Origin of the sequence: Microbacterium sp. SORGH_AS_0454 (assembly GCF_031453395.1) — a bacterium.
Lineage (GTDB): Bacteria > Actinomycetota > Actinomycetes > Actinomycetales > Microbacteriaceae > Microbacterium.
Window position 1 is genome coordinate 138,039 of sequence record NZ_JAVIYS010000001.1, and the last position, 14,196, is coordinate 152,234.

At 70.6% G+C, this 14,196-nt stretch carries 12 protein-coding genes and 1 pseudogene; 12 read left to right on the forward strand and 1 reads right to left on the reverse strand.

The features are described from left to right. Positions 1–466: 466 nt before the first annotated feature. From QE454_RS00580 to wecB, 5 genes and pseudogenes are all read left to right on the forward strand, one after another. Positions 467–1,768, forward strand: a complete 1,302-nt coding sequence (locus QE454_RS00580) for a choice-of-anchor G family protein (RefSeq protein WP_307459099.1) — start codon at positions 467–469, stop codon at positions 1,766–1,768. A 4-nt stretch (positions 1,769–1,772) separates the two neighbouring features. Beyond that, positions 1,773–1,967: a hypothetical protein gene (locus QE454_RS00585; RefSeq protein ID WP_307459096.1), complete on the forward strand. Its 195-nt coding sequence runs from the start codon at positions 1,773–1,775 to the stop codon at positions 1,965–1,967. After that, on the forward strand, positions 1,964–3,328 hold the full coding sequence (locus tag QE454_RS00590) for a glycosyltransferase family 2 protein (protein ID WP_307459094.1): 1,365 nt from the start codon (positions 1,964–1,966) through the stop codon (positions 3,326–3,328). The genes QE454_RS00585 and QE454_RS00590 overlap by 4 nt, the downstream gene beginning before the upstream one ends. Positions 3,329–3,475: 147 nt before the next feature. Further along, a pseudogene (gene xrtS, locus QE454_RS00595) lies at positions 3,476–4,060 on the forward strand (exosortase S); the annotation flags it as partial. Continuing rightward, positions 4,057–5,202 carry a non-hydrolyzing UDP-N-acetylglucosamine 2-epimerase gene (wecB, locus tag QE454_RS00600; protein ID WP_210072143.1) on the forward strand — a complete coding sequence of 382 codons (1,146 nt, stop codon included), beginning with the start codon at positions 4,057–4,059 and terminating at the stop codon, positions 5,200–5,202. The pseudogene xrtS and the gene wecB, both read left to right, overlap by 4 nt. Before the next feature lie 101 nt (positions 5,203–5,303). Here the strand turns inward: wecB and QE454_RS00605 are convergent, their stop codons facing one another. After that, the gene (locus tag QE454_RS00605) at positions 5,304–7,232 is read right to left on the reverse strand and encodes a transcription antiterminator (protein WP_307459090.1); all 1,929 of its coding nucleotides are present in this window, start codon (positions 7,230–7,232) and stop codon (positions 5,304–5,306) included. Positions 7,233–7,421: 189 nt separating this feature from the next. On the opposite strand from QE454_RS00605, the gene QE454_RS00610 reads away from it, so the two are divergent. The 7 genes from QE454_RS00610 to QE454_RS00640 all read left to right on the forward strand — a co-directional run bounded on the left by QE454_RS00610 (position 7,422) and on the right by QE454_RS00640 (position 14,047). After that, positions 7,422–7,748, forward strand: a complete 327-nt coding sequence (locus QE454_RS00610) for a PTS sugar transporter subunit IIB (RefSeq protein ID WP_307459087.1) — start codon at positions 7,422–7,424, stop codon at positions 7,746–7,748. 20 nt (positions 7,749–7,768) lie between these two features. After that, positions 7,769–8,044 carry an HPr family phosphocarrier protein gene (locus QE454_RS00615; RefSeq protein ID WP_210072145.1) on the forward strand — a complete coding sequence of 92 codons (276 nt, stop codon included), beginning with the start codon at positions 7,769–7,771 and terminating at the stop codon, positions 8,042–8,044. 15 nt (positions 8,045–8,059) lie between these two features. Continuing rightward, entirely contained in the window at positions 8,060–9,742 is a 1,683-nt protein-coding gene (gene ptsP, locus QE454_RS00620) for a phosphoenolpyruvate--protein phosphotransferase (RefSeq protein ID WP_210072146.1), read from the forward strand. Between the two features lie 51 nt (positions 9,743–9,793). Further along, positions 9,794–11,458, forward strand: a complete 1,665-nt coding sequence (locus QE454_RS00625) for a PTS mannitol transporter subunit IICB (protein ID WP_307459082.1) — start codon at positions 9,794–9,796, stop codon at positions 11,456–11,458. Between the two features lie 104 nt (positions 11,459–11,562). Next, the gene (locus QE454_RS00630) at positions 11,563–12,000 is read left to right on the forward strand and encodes a PTS sugar transporter subunit IIA (RefSeq protein WP_210072148.1); all 438 of its coding nucleotides are present in this window, start codon (positions 11,563–11,565) and stop codon (positions 11,998–12,000) included. Next, positions 11,997–13,148 (forward strand): mannitol-1-phosphate 5-dehydrogenase, encoded by a 1,152-nt coding sequence (locus QE454_RS00635; protein WP_307459077.1) that lies wholly within the window; start codon positions 11,997–11,999, stop codon positions 13,146–13,148. The genes QE454_RS00630 and QE454_RS00635 overlap by 4 nt, the downstream gene beginning before the upstream one ends. A 116-nt stretch (positions 13,149–13,264) precedes the next feature. Further along, positions 13,265–14,047, forward strand: a complete 783-nt coding sequence (locus QE454_RS00640) for an alpha/beta hydrolase (RefSeq protein ID WP_307459073.1) — start codon at positions 13,265–13,267, stop codon at positions 14,045–14,047. The last annotated feature ends 149 nt before the right edge of the window (positions 14,048–14,196 follow it).

Genomic DNA, 14,196 nt, shown 5'->3' on the forward strand with positions numbered 1-14,196 from the left:
CGGGGACCGCACCGTGTCACGCCGTTCGGACGACGTTCAAGGAAGACCGTGGGCCGGGCCAGATCCCTCACGACCGACGTCAGGAGCGTTGAGCGCCCGCTCCGGCTGGGACCTGTCACGAACACGCTCCGTTTCCGGCTGAAGGCGGCTACCGCCAGGGCTCGTTCCACTGAACGCCCTACGAATGTTCGAGCACCACTCATTGTTTGCAACCCCCTTGTACTGGGGGCACGCGAGGCGGCACCCCCCTCCGTTCCTACACCGAATTACGCGCCTCTCCCTCGTCACTGAGAGGCATCAGTGTTTGCGCAGCCATACCGAGCACCACGCTGAGAGCCCCCTCCGGAACGTTACGTGTGCCACACCGATGTGCCGATCTCTGCGGGCCCCTAGCGTCACCACGACCCGCATGACCCGACCCGATCGCGGGCTCCACGGCGCGCGGATTGACCAGGAAGAAGAAACCATGACCACCGGATCATCAACGTCCTACGGCCGGGTGCGGCGCACGACGCGGACCGCAGGTGCGGTCGCCGTCGCCGCCGCTCTGCTCATCCCGGCGACCAGCGCCCAGGCTGCAGCCGTCGTCTCACAGGGCACCGGGCGGCTCGTCGAGACGTCCCTGCTCGGGACGAATGTGCTCGACAACGCCCTCGCCCTGCGGGGAGCGCAGGCGGTCAACCCCGATGCCAGCGGCGACGTCACCACCGACCAGCCGCTCGACGCCTCGGCGATCGCGGGCCTCGTCGGCCTGTCGGCGGGATCGACGAACCTCTTCGGCGACAACGGGATCATCCAGCTCGGCGCTGTCGGCCAGTACGCCCAGGCGCGCGACGACGGCAGTTCTTCCGCGTTCTCCGGTGCCGTCTCGGCTGCCCCCAGCCTCATCGGCGCGGGCACGGTCACGCCCTCGAACGTCGGCTCGCCGTCCGCGAACCAGTCGGCGACCTTCCGGCTGGGATCGTCGTCGGCGCCCGTCGGGCTGAAAGTCGATCTGGGTGTGCTGGCCGCCTCCGCCCAGCAAGCCGCCGACGGCACGCAGACCGGTCAGTACGTCCTCTCCGACGCCGGTTTCGAGGTCGACGGCACGATCGTCTCCGGTGTGCTCGGCATCATCAACCCGGCGCTGAACACGCTGATCGCGCTCGCGAACACCAGCGGTGCGGGATTGACGAATCCGTTCTCGTCGGGCACGGTCCAGCTGACGCTCGACGATCTGACCTCGGCCGCCGGTGTCTCCAGCGTCAACGCTCTGCCGCCGGGCACCGACCTGCTCTCGTACGTCCCGCAGGCCGTTGCGAACAAGATCGTCAGCCAGGTCGACGGTGTGCTGAACGCGGCGAGCGCCCTCGCCGCGAACCTGCGGTCGAACATCTTCACCGCGGCTGCGGGCATCGCGCTGCAAGCGGCCGTCGACACCGCGAAGGCGACGATCGTGCCCGCGCTGAACGGGATCAGCAGCACCGTCGTCACCCCGCTCAGCGATGCGCTGACGCAACTGGCACAGATGCAGGTCAACGTGCAGTCGACCGGTTCGGACGGTTCGTTCACGCAGACCGCGCTGCGTCTGGGCCTCGGCCCCTCCGGGTCGGTGGCCAGCGTGAACCTCGCGAACGCGACGGTCGGTCCCAACGCCGGACAGCTCGCCGTTCCGGTCGCCGGGCCCGAGTCCTCAGCCCTGGCCGGCGGGTTCATCGGCGTCGGTGCGATCGTTCTGGCCGTGATCGCGTTGCGTCGTCGTGCCCGCGCGGCATCCATCCGGGGCTGACGCGATGTACCGCAACGGCGCGATGGGCGGAGGGGCCGCGATCCTTGCGGTCACCGGCTCGACGGCCCCGACGGCGACGCTCGTCGTCGTCGGGGCCGGCGCGGCCCTGCTCGGCGCACTCCTGGCGTGGCGCTCGGCGTGGCTGCGCGGTCACGGCGACGAGGCGACGGCATCCGGAGAGGCCCGACGAAACTCGTGAACCCTCTCGACATCCTCTTCTCGCTCTCGTTCGTGTTCCTGGTGATGTTCCTGACCTACACGACGCTCATCGTCGTCCCGTTCGCTCGTCGGAGGCGCGCTCGCGGCGGCGACTATCGGGAGTTCGAGTGGCACGCCTTCATCCCCTGCCGGGATGAGGCGACCGTGATCGCGGAGACGCTGACGAGGATGCGGGAGCGGTTCCCCGACGTGCATGTGTGGATCATCGATGACGCGAGCACGGACGGCACCGGGGACATCGTCTCGACCGTCGCCGCCGGCGACTGCTTCGTGCACGCGGTGATCCGCCGCCTCCCCGACGCTCGCACCGGCAAAGGGGCGGCCCTCAACGCCGCCTACGCGGCGCTGATGCACTGGCGGGCGTCCCGGGGCGAGGGCGGCGTCGAAGACGATCGCACCATCGTGATCGTCCTCGACGCCGATGGATCCCTCGCCCCGAACGCCCTCCGTCAGGCGTCGGGCCCCACCGCCTTCGGCTCAGCCGACGTCGGTGCCGTACAGGTCGCGGTGCGGATGAGCAACAGAGACGACCCCGCACCCCTGGGGGGACGAGGTCGTCTCGCTCAGGCGTGGGCTCGCTACCTCGTGAGGATGCAGGACATCGAGTTCCGCACCACGATCGCGGCGATGCAGGTCCTGCGTATGCGCACGGTCTCGGTCGGTCTCGGTGGAAACGGGCAGTTCACCCGTCTGAGTGCCCTCCGTGCCGCCTCGTCGGCGAAGGGGGAACCGTGGGGCGATGCGCTGCTCGAGGACTACGAGGTGGGGCTGCGGATCATGCTCGCCGGATATCGGACGGTGTACGTCCACGACACGTGGGTCTCACAGGAAGCACTCCCCTCGGCGCGTCGACTGCTCACGCAGCGCACGCGATGGTGCCAGGGCGGACTGCAGTGCGCACGGTACCTCCCGCGCATCTTCTCGTCACGTCATTTCACCAATGCCGGCGCCCTCGAGGCGGCGTACTTCCTCGCGATCCCCTACATCCAGCTCGCCGGATCGGTGCTGTGGCCCAGCGTGGCCGTGGCGATGCTCGTTTCGGGGGCCCTCGCGCCCGGTGGCATCCTCAGCTGGGTCTCGTCGTCCACGTGGATCCTGCCGCTCTGGGTGCTCACCGGCATCCTGCCGTTCTCGCTCTGGCCGCTCGTGTACGTGCTGCGCGAGGAGCGACACCCGCTCTGGCGTGCGGCGGTGTGGGGGCTGGGCTACTGGCTGTACATGTACCAGAGCTACGTCTGCGTGATCCGCGCGTTCGGCCGCATGCTGGCGGGGCGGCGCGGGTGGACGAAGACGCGCCGCAACGCCGAGGCCGGACGCCTTCTGCTGGCGGTCGAGTCGTGAGCGTCGCCGCGGCCGTCTCCCTCCCCCGCGCCGGTCGAGCTCATCGCACGCTGCTGATGGCGCTTCTGCTCGCGATCGCGGCGCTGTTGGTCATCGCGGAAGCCGACACGCGTCGGGCCGAGGCCCAGCTCGCGCGCGCCCGTCGTCGCCGCGCTCACCCCCGGTCGCGCGGTCGCGTCGGGCTCGATCGTGTACTTCGGCATCGGCACCCCCGAGGTCGCAGGGCTCTCGATCACGGCTCTGTGCTCGACGACCGTCCTCGTCGTCCCGCTGGTGCTCCTGGCCGCCGCCGTGCTGGGGGTGACGCGCGCACGTTCCGCGCGGGTCGTTCTGGGTCTGGCCGTCGGCGTGGCCGTCGCCGTGGCCAGCAACATGATCCGTTTCGGCTCCGCCGCGTGGGCGTACAGCGCATACGGACGCGAAGGCTTCGACCTCGTGCATCGCTACCTCGGCTCGCTCTTCGTCATCGCCGGCTTCATCGCCGCGATCCTTCTCGTATTGCGCATCGCCCTGCGCGAGTCCCCGCGGCGAGGGGTCGCGGATCCCGACGTCGGACGACGAGGTCGCGCACGCGCCGGAGGTGCCTCGCACCCCGTCCGACGAGACGGCTCCACGACCACGTCGACGGCCAGAAGTGCCACGCCCCCCGCCGATCACCCCGATGTTGCGGCACCCCTTCGCCGCGACCGACGCCGCACCGGTACCCGACCGGGCAGAAAGGACCGCCGATGAGTCGTCCCTGGATCGATGTCGTGTACGGCACCCGCCCGGAGGCGGTGAAGTGCGCGCCGCTGGTCGCGGAACTCCGGCGACGCAGTTCCGCGCGCACGACCGTGACCGTCACCGGTCAGCACCGGCAGATGGCCGACGAGGTCAACGCGTCGTTCGGTATCGCGCCCGACGTCGACCTCGATGTCTTTCGGAGCGGGGCATCGCTCGCCGAGACATCGTCCGCGATCTTCGCCGCCCTCGCGCACCGCTGGGCGGAGGCGGCCCCGGATGCCGTCGTCGTGCAGGGAGACACCGCCAGTGCCGCGCTGGCCGCCGTCGCGGCGTACTACGCGGGGTCGCGCGTGATCCACCTGGAGGCCGGGCTGCGATCGGGCGATCTGCGCTCGCCCTTCCCCGAGGAAGGCAACCGCCGGCTGATCGCGCCACTGGCCTCGCTTCATCTGGCACCGACCGACAGCGCGGCCGCCAACCTCCGCGCCGAGGGGATCGCCCCCGACGACATCGTGGTCACGGGCAACACCGGTATCGATGCCCTCCGCTGGCAGAGGACGCATCCGCAGCGTTTCGACGATCCCGCGATGGAGGAGATCGCGAACGGGTGGGAAAGGATCGTGCTCGTCACGGTCCACCGGCGCGAGTCGTGGGACGGCCCGCTCGCGCGCGTCGTGGCCGCGGTGGCCGAGACGGTCACCACCCGCTCCGGCGTCGTGGCCATCCTGCCGATGCACCCGAACCCGCGCGTACGTCGCGAGGTCCTCTCGGCTGTGGGCGACACCGATCGCGTGATCCTGTGCGAACCTCTGCCCTACGCCCAGTTCGGCCGCCTGCTCGCCCGCGCTCATTGCGTGGTCACGGACTCGGGCGGGGTGCAGGAGGAGGCTCCCGCGCTCGGCGTGCCCGCCCTGGTCGTGCGGGACACCACCGAGCGCGGAGAGGGGGTCGAGGCCGGAGCCGCGCGGCTCATCGGCACACGCCGGGAGGTGGTCGCCGCCGAACTTGCCACCCTGCTCGACGACCCCGCCGCACACGCCCGCATGTCTCGCGCCCGGGAGCTCTACGGCGATGGCCGGGCAGCCCCGCGCGCGGCCGACGCGATCGAGCGCCTGCTCGGTGTCGCACGCTCCGATGCCCTGGCGGGCTGACGCTCGCGGGAGCGCCCCGCAATCGCGGACGAGCTCTCCCTCCCGCAAGCGCAACGCGTCCGCCGACCTGCGGAGTCCGAGCCCCGGCCGGCCGCGCGCGGTCAGCCGTCGATCACGGCGACCAGTTCGTCCAGGAAAGCTGCGAAGTCCGTGCCGCGGCGAACGATGCGCTGCACGCTGTCGCGCTCGCTGAAGACCTCGACGAACTGCTCGAACACCGTCTGGAACGCCTCGCGGTCGGTCTCGCTGAAAGCCACGAGCGCCACCACCTGCACGCGGCCCTCGCCCCAGGCGATCGAGGGGTCGGCGATGCCGATCGCGATGCGGGTCTGGGTCGCGGTCATGCCCATCGCGTGCGGAACGGCGAGAGCGTCGGTGAACGCCGTGGACGAGATCGCCTCGCGCTCCACCGCCCGGGCCACGTACGCGTCGTCGATCACGTTCTGCTCGACCAGCATGCCGCCGAGACGCCGGATGACGCCCGCCTCGCCCTCGGCGGCATCCACCCCCCGCACGAAAGCCTCGGGCGCGAAGTACCGTTCGAGCTCGGCCCGGAGACGGGCGAGGCGGCGACCGCGGCGGATACGCCCGGCCGCGGCCTGCACCCGCTCGACGTCGGCGTCGGTGAGGAACGGCTGGATACGTACGAACCGGTCCCCCGGCCGTGGCGGATCGATGGTCGTGAGCACGAGGTCGGTCTCGATCGAGTCCCAGGCCGGGTCGATGCGGGTCTCGACGCCGACGACCTCGATGGCCTGACCGAGCGAGCGGTCGACACTCGAACGCAGCAGCTCGTGCAGTTCGTAGTACCCCGGGCACACGATCGTCGCCGTCAGCAGCTGATCGGCCCGACGACTGCGCTCCAGTCGCCCGCCGACGTGCATCGCGATGTAGGCGATCTCGTCGTCGAGGATCGGGATGCCGAGACCGTCCTGCAGCCCCTTCGCGATGTACACCGCGACCTCGAAGATCATCGGGTACGTCGACTTCAGCGAGCGCGTCAGCGGGTTGCGCGACCACGCCTGCTCACGCGATCGGTGCAGCAGGTTCTGCACGTGCAGCGCCAGGCGCAGGATGAAGTCGTCGTGCGCGATGTCGACGAGGAACTCGGATGCCGCATTCTCGACGACCCGCCGCACGGCCGTCTCCACCGAGGGATCCAGACGAGCACGCACGCCGTCACCGCCCGAGGATCCCGGGGCGACGATGCGCGTCAGCACCAGGGTCGCGAGATGCCGCAGATCGCCCGAGCCGAGCTGGACGCCGATGTGCTTCAGGGTGAGCCGGTCGAGCACGTCGACCACGGCGGCCGCCGCGTCCGAGGAGTCGCCGCCCGGCGAGCCGAGGGCGCGGTCGCGAGTGGTGCGGTCGGCGGCGATCGCGATATGCATCACGACGTCGCCGATGCCGATCTCGTTGACGTAGTAGCCCAGCGCCCCGAGTTCCGCGACGAGCTCGGCTTTGAACGGCCCGAAGGCGCGCGCCCCGACCGACTGCTCGCCGAGCGTGCGGCGCAGGGCGTCGAGGTCGAAGAGTCCGGCGTCCATCTCGTCGTGGGCGAGCTTCGACAACAGGCGGCGCTGGGCGACCTCGGTTCCGCGCAGGCGAGCGGTGGATGCCGAGCGCTCGAGGGTGAGCTCGGTTCCGCCGAGCAGTCCCCGGACCCGGGACAGGTCGGCCTCGAGGGTCGCCGCGCTGACGTGCAGGGCGTCCGCCGTGTCGTAGACGTCGATCCCCTCGGCGGAATCCAGCAATCGGCGCACGAGGGTGTGGAGGCGGTCGCGGGGGGTGCCGGCATCCGTTCCGGTGAGGGCACGAAGGGCCGCGGCCGCCGCCGTCCCCGCGCGATAGCCCAGCGGACCGGACTCGATCGCCGCGCCGCCCGGGACGCGCGCGTTGATCGCCGTGACGTAGGAACGGATGCTGCGCGGGGTCACCCCGAGGGCGTCGGCGAGCGATGCCGCGGTCGACCATTCCCCGTCCCGCAGCAACAGGGCCAGCAGGCGGTCTTGGCGAGCTTTCGTCGTCACGATCCGTCCTCCGCGCCGCACCGGTGAGCGGCGATTCGTCCATCCTTTCACGCCCTCCCGCACCGGGCGCAGGAGCGTGCACGCTCGCGGCGGAAAGGTCACGGCATCCGCGTTCCGGGGGGTGGGAAACGAACCTGGTTGTCCGCTGTGAGCGGGGTGCGGACAATCGAGAGGAAGAAAGGCCGGTCGATGAAGATCCTCGTGGTGTGTGGAGCGGGTGCGTCGAGCACGTTCGTCGCGCAACGCGTCCGTCGCGCTGCCCACGAGAAGGGCCTGGACTACTCCGCGTCGGCGGGGACCTCGCAGTCGCTCCCGATCGACCTGGACGCGGCCGACATCGTGCTGGTGGGTCCGCACCTGGCCCTCGAGTTCGAGGACATCCGCCTCCAGGCCGCGCCCCGCGGCGTGAGCGTGGTGCTGCTTCCCGACGATGTCTTCACCGACCACAGCGGCACCCGAACCCTCGCCCTGGTCGAGGACGCCCTGCGATCCCGCCAGCCCGCGGACACGATCTGAAAAACGACGGAGAGGACACCATGCCCCACTTGACCCGCACCGTCCGCATCGGATCGTCGCACGGCCTGCACGCGCGCCCCGCGAAGCTCTTCGCCCAGGCGGCGAAGGACTCCGGTATCCCCGTGACCCTCGCCAAAGACGCCGGCAAGCCCATCAACGCCGCGAGCATCCTCGGGATCATCGCCCTCGGGCTCGAGCAGGGCGACTACGTGACCCTCACCGCCGACGGCGACACCGCCGAAGCGACGTTGGAGCGCCTCGCGGAGCTTCTGACCACCGACCACGACGCCGAGTAAAGGAAACACAGCACCATGACGGAACTCCGTGGAGTCGGAATCGGACTGGGCGTCGCCCAGGGACCCATCGCGCGCATGGCAGAGCCCCTGCCCGCCCCGAAGGACGCGAAGAGCGAGCTCTCGGTCGAAGACGAGACCGCGCGCGTGCGCGAGGCCATCGGCGCCGTCGCGCGTGAGCTCGAAGCCCGCGGCGCCCAGGCCGGGGGAGCTGCGCGCGACGTGCTCGAGGCGCAGGCGATGATCGCCGAGGACCCCACGCTCGAGGCCGAGGTCGACAGCCGTCTGGCGGCCGGGAAGACCGGCGAGTTCGCCGTGCACGATGCCTTCGCCTCCTTCCGCGAGCAGCTCGTGGCCCTCGGCGGCTATCTGGGTGAGCGCGCCGCCGACCTCGACGACGTCGCCCAGCGGGTCATCGCGCGTCTGCGCGGGGTCGCAGCTCCCGGCATCCCGGATCCGGGCCACCCCTTCGTGCTGGTCGCCAAGGATCTGGCGCCCGCCGACACCGCCCTGCTCGACCTCGAGAAGGTGCTCGCCCTGATCACGACCGAGGGCGGTCCCACCTCGCACACGGCGATCCTGGCCCGAGAGAAGTCGATCGTCGCCGTCGTCGGCGCGGCCGGCGCGAAAGACCTCGTCGACGGGCAGTCCGTCATCGTGGACGCCGCCGCAGGCGTCGTCACCGTCGATCCCACCGACGACGACCTCGCTCGCGCGCAGAACCGCGCCGACGCCCGCAGGACCGCGGCATCCGCCCCCATCACCGACGGGGCGCTCTCCGACGGCACGAAGGTCCCCCTGCTCGCGAACCTCGGCAAGCCCGGCGGCGCGGCCGAGGCCGTCGAGCTCGGCGCCGAGGGCGTGGGTCTGTTCCGCACCGAGTTCCTCTTCCTCAGCTCGAGCTCCGCGCCCACCGTCGAGGAGCAGCGCGCCGCCTACATCGAACTGCTCAGCGCTTTCCCCGGCAAGAAGGTCGTCGTGCGTGTGCTCGACGCCGGCGCCGACAAGCCGCTGCCTTTCCTCAACGATGCGCACGAAGAGAACCCGGCGCTGGGCCTGCGGGGCCTGCGCGCCCTCCGCGCGAGCGAGGACATCCTGCGCGAGCAGCTCACCGCCCTGGCGGAAGCGGATGCCGCGACCCGGGCTTCCGAGGCGGGCCCGGCCGACCTCTGGGTCATGGCGCCGATGGTCTCGACCGTCGAGGAGACCCGTTACTTCACCGCACTGGCGAAGGACTACGGCCTGAAGACCACCGGTGTGATGGTCGAGGTGCCCTCGTCGGCGCTGCTGGCCGACCGGATCCTGCAGATCGCGGATTTCGCCTCGATCGGCACCAACGACCTGACGCAGTACACGCTCGCCGCGGACCGCCTGCTCGGCTCCGTCGCGTCGTTCCAGGACCCGTGGCACCCGGCCGTGCTGCGCCTCATCCGCGAGGTCGGAGCCGCCGGTCGCGCTCACGACAAGCCCGTCGGCATCTGCGGCGAGGCGGCGGCCGACCCGCTGCTCGCCGTCGTTTTGGTCGGTCTCGGCGCCACCACGCTGTCGATGGCTCCCACGGCCCTCGCCGACGTGCGCGCCACCTTGCTCACCCACTCTCTCGACGATGCCCGTCGCATCGCCGAGGCCGCCCTGGCCGCGGATGACGCGGCCTCTGCCCGAGAGGCCGCCCAGGCAGCCTCCGCCCACTCGGCGGCGTAAGCCGCCCCCCACCGCGGCTCCGGCCGTGCAGCCAGTCAAGGAGACACAGCAATGACGACGACGTCACCCACCAAGAAGCCGGGAGGGGCTCGGATCGCGGTTCAGCGATTCGGCACGTTCCTCTCCGGCATGATCATGCCGAACATCGCGGCATTCATCGCATGGGGTTTCATCACCATGCTCTTCATCCCCGCCGGCTTCTTCGGTGCCAACAGCCCCTTCGGCTGGCACTGGGCTCCGGTCGCCGAGATCCTCGGCGGCGGCGGCGACGCCGCGACCATCAACTGGCCGGGCGCCATGACCGCGCTGACCGCGAACGCGGACGGCGGCACCTACCAGGGCTACGTCGGCCTGGTCAGCGTCATGATCACGTACCTGCTGCCGCTGCTCATCGCCAACACCGGTGGGCGCATCGTCTACGGCGCGCGCGGTGGCGTGGTCGCCACGATCGCGGTGATGGGCGTCATCGTCGGCACCAACATCCCGATGTTCCTCGGCGCGATGATCATGGGCCCGCTCGCGGCCTGGGTCACCAAGCAGATGGACAAGCTGTGGGACGGCAAGATCCGCCCCGGCTTCGAGATGCTCGTGAACAACTTCTCCGCCGGCATCCTCGGCATGGTCCTCGCGATCGTCGGCTTCTTCGCCTTCGGCCCGGTCTTCCTCGGCATCAGCGCGGTCCTCGGCAGCATCGTCGCGTTCCTCGTGCAGTTCAACCTGCTCCCGGTGCTGTCGATCATCGTCGAGCCGGCCAAGGTGCTGTTCCTCAACAACGCGATCAACCACGGCGTCTTCACCCCGCTCGGCATCGAGCAGGCGGCGGAGTCGGGCAAGTCGATCCTGTTCCTCATCGAGGCGAACCCCGGCCCCGGCCTGGGTCTGCTGCTCGCCTTCACCTTCTTCGGTGTCGGCGCGGCGAAGGCGTCGGCCCCCGGCGCGATCATCATCCAGTTCCTCGGTGGCATCCACGAGATCTACTTCCCGTACGCCCTCGCGAAGCCCATGACGATCCTCGCGCTGATCGCCGGTGGCGCCTCGGGTGTCGCGACGAACATGATCTTCCAGGGCGGCCTGGCCTTCCCTGCCGCGCCCGGCAGCATCATCGCCGTCACCGTCGCCGCCATCGGCGCCGGTCCCGCCAACCTCCTCGTGGTCTACCTGTCGGTCGTCGTGGCCGCCGCGGTGACCTTCCTGGTGGCCGGCGTCATCCTCCGCGCCTCGCGCAAGCGCGACCAGGAGGCCGAGGGCGACAGCTTCGCCGCCGCGATCGACCAGACCGCGGCCAACAAGGGCAAGGAGTCCTCGGCCCTCGGCGCCCTCCGCACCCGCGCCGCCGGCACGACCGGCTCGGGCACGACCGAGGCGGCCGACCGCGATGTCGACGCCGCCCTCGGCGGCGCCGCGGGGACTGTGGCGACCAAGCAGCTGAACAACATCGTGTTCGCCTGCGACGCCGGCATGGGCTCCTCGGCCATGGGCGCCAGCGTCCTGCGCAACAAGATCAAGAAGGCCGGCATCGACGGCGTCACGGTCACCAACCAGGCGATCGCGAACCTCGACGGCTCCGCCGACCTGGTCATCACCCAGAACCAGCTCACCGACCGCGCCAAGGCGCAGTCGCCCGACTCGCTCCACGTGTCGGTCGACAACTTCATGAACTCGCCGAAGTACGACGAGGTCGTGGAGATGGTGCGCGCTCAGCACGAGGCCAAGTAATCCCCTAGCACGCCAGGGGTCGGTGCGTCAGCCCGACCCCTGGCGTCTTCCCGTCCGGCCCGCGTTTTGCGAGGCTGGACAGCACGACGAGAAAGGCGAGAACCATGTCAGACGTCCTCCGCAGTGAATCCGTCCGCATCCACCCCGGCAGCGCCACCCGCGAGGAGGCGATGAAGGAAGCCGCCGACCTGCTCCAGGCCACCGGTGCCGTCACCGCCGAGTACTTCGACGCCATGCAGCAGCGCGAAGAGACCGTGTCGACGTACATGGGCAACGAGCTCGCCATCCCCCACGGCACCAACGAGACCAAGCAGGCCATCCTCACCTCGGGCCTGTCGGTCGTCCGCTACGACGGCGGCGTGGACTGGGGCGGAGAGCCCGTCACGTTCGTGATCGGCATCGCCGGCAAGGGCGACGAGCACCTCGAGATCCTGTCGCAGATCGCCATCCTCTTCTCCGAGGAGGACGACGTCGCGCGCCTGAAGGCCGCCTCCTCCCCCGAGGAGCTCTTCGAGGCCCTCTCCGGATCCGTCAACGCATGAAGGCCGTCCACTTCGGCGCCGGCAACATCGGCCGCGGCTTCGTCGGTCTGCTCCTGCACGAGGGCGGCTACGAGCTGGTCTTCTCGGATGTCTCGGCCGCTCTGGTCGAGGCCATCAACTCGGCGTCGTCGTACACCGTCCACGAGGTGGGCGAGGGCGGCGTCGACAAAGAGGTGACCGGCTTCCGCGCGATCGACAGTTCCGTGGACGCCGAGGCGCTCGTCGACGAGATCGCGACCGCCGACGTGGTGACCACCGCCGTCGGTCCCACCATCTTGAAGTTCGTGGCCCCGCACATCGTGGCGGGTCTCGCCCTGCGCGACCCCTCGCTCCCCCCGCTGCAGATCATGGCGTGCGAGAACGCGATCGGCGCCACCGATCAGCTGCGCGAGCACGTGATCGAGCTCTCGGGCGAGTCGTGGGATGCCTTGGCATCCCGTGCCGTCTTCGCCAACACCGCGGTCGACCGGATCGTCCCGGCGCAGTCCGGTGGCGGTGTCGATGTCACCGTCGAGCCGTTCTACGAGTGGGCGATCGAGCGTCTGCCGTTCGGCGACACCCCGCCGAGCATCCCCGGCGCGCACTTCGTCGACGACCTCGAGCCCTACATCGAGCGCAAGCTCTTCACGGTCAACACCGGGCACGCCACCACGGCGTACTTCGGCGCGCAGGCCGGGATCGACCGCATCTCGGACGCTCTGTCGAACCCCGAGATCGCGGCCAAGGTCGAGGCGGCCCTCGAGGAGACCAGCGCTCTGCTCGTCGAGAAGCACGAGCTCGACGCCGACGTGCAGGGTGAGTACCGCGCGACCATCCTGCGCCGGTTCCGCAACGCCGCCCTCCCCGACACCGTGTGGCGGGTGGGCCGCCAGCCCCTGCGCAAACTCTCGCGACACGAGCGCTTCGTGGGCCCGGCGGCCGAAGCCGTCGACCGGGGCCTTCCCGTCGACGCGCTGGTGGCCGCGATGGCCGCGGCTCTGGAGTTCTCGGATGCCGAGGACGCCCAGGCCGTCGACCTGCAGCGGATGCTGCGCGAGCTCGACGCCGAGGCGTTCACCGCCGAGGTCACCGGCCTCGACGTCGAGCACCCGTTGTACGCGCGCATCGTCGAGATCGTGTCGGCCCGCAAGGCGGCCCTTCCCGCCTGACACCCGCTGCGCTTCGAACCTCCGCCGATGTGCCGCCCCGCGCGCCACATCCGCGGAGGCGTTTCGGCGGCGGGTACCGCGCCCTCGACGCCGACCGGCGAGGATACGCTCGAGAGGTGACCCCCAGCGAGACCCCCGCCGATCCCCCTCCCGCGCGCGCTCCTCGCCGTCGCCGGCGATGGCTGCGGTGGACTCTCGGCGGGTTGGGCGCTCTCGTCGTGCTGCTTGTCGTCGGCATCCTGGTCTACACCCAGGTGGGAGTGATGGGCGCCGAACCCGGCCCGCTCGCCGAGGCCCGGGCGAACCCGGCTCTGACGATCACCGATGACGGTGCGGGCATCGTCCTCTCCCCCGCGACGGGGGCGACCGGGCAGGGGCTGGTCTTCATCCCGGGCGCGAAGGTCGAGGCGGAGGGGTACATCGCCACCTTCGCGGACACGGTCGTCGACGACGGTGTGACCGTGGTGATCACGCGCCCCTGGCTCAACCTGGCCTTCTTCGATCCCCGTCCCCTGTCGACGTTCACCGACCTCGCGCCGGACGTGTCGACCTGGGCTGTCGGCGGTCATTCCCTCGGCGGCGTCCGCGCCTGCCAACTCGCCGGCGACGCCGACGCCCTTGTGCTCTTCGCCTCGTACTGCGCGAACGACCTCTCGGCATCCGGTCTTCCCGTCCTCAGCCTCGCGGGATCCGAAGACGGCCTGTCCACCCCGCAGAAGATCGCGGATGCCAAGGGCGAGCTGCCCGCGACCGCGACCTTCGTCGAGATCCCCGGCGCCTCGCACGCCTCGTTCGGCTCCTACGGTCCGCAACCCGGCGATGGCACCCCCACGGCCGACCCCGCCGAGGTCGACCGGGTGATCGCCGAGCAGCTCGCGGGCTTCCTGCCGCGGCCCTGACTCCGCCCGCCGTCGCGCGGACGGCAATGTGAGCGAAACTTCTGAGAACCTCGCCGCTCAGGCACCATCGCCGGCGGCCATGCGGGCGAAACTCCTGAGAACCTCGCGGCTCAGGCACCATCGCCGCTGCCGCACGGCGCGTGCAGCGC

Coding starts and splice junctions, on each gene's coding strand:
- QE454_RS00635 (WP_307459077.1), top strand. CDS start 11,997: ATGAAGGCCGTCCACTTCGGCGCCGGCAACATCGGCCGCGGCTTCGTC.
- QE454_RS00615 (WP_210072145.1), top strand. CDS start 7,769: ATGCCCCACTTGACCCGCACCGTCCGCATCGGATCGTCGCACGGCCTG.
- QE454_RS00585 (WP_307459096.1), top strand. CDS start 1,773: ATGTACCGCAACGGCGCGATGGGCGGAGGGGCCGCGATCCTTGCGGTC.
- wecB (WP_210072143.1), top strand. CDS start 4,057: ATGAGTCGTCCCTGGATCGATGTCGTGTACGGCACCCGCCCGGAGGCG.
- QE454_RS00630 (WP_210072148.1), top strand. CDS start 11,563: ATGTCAGACGTCCTCCGCAGTGAATCCGTCCGCATCCACCCCGGCAGC.
- QE454_RS00610 (WP_307459087.1), top strand. CDS start 7,422: ATGAAGATCCTCGTGGTGTGTGGAGCGGGTGCGTCGAGCACGTTCGTC.
- QE454_RS00625 (WP_307459082.1), top strand. CDS start 9,794: ATGACGACGACGTCACCCACCAAGAAGCCGGGAGGGGCTCGGATCGCG.
- QE454_RS00580 (WP_307459099.1), top strand. CDS start 467: ATGACCACCGGATCATCAACGTCCTACGGCCGGGTGCGGCGCACGACG.
- ptsP (WP_210072146.1), top strand. CDS start 8,060: ATGACGGAACTCCGTGGAGTCGGAATCGGACTGGGCGTCGCCCAGGGA.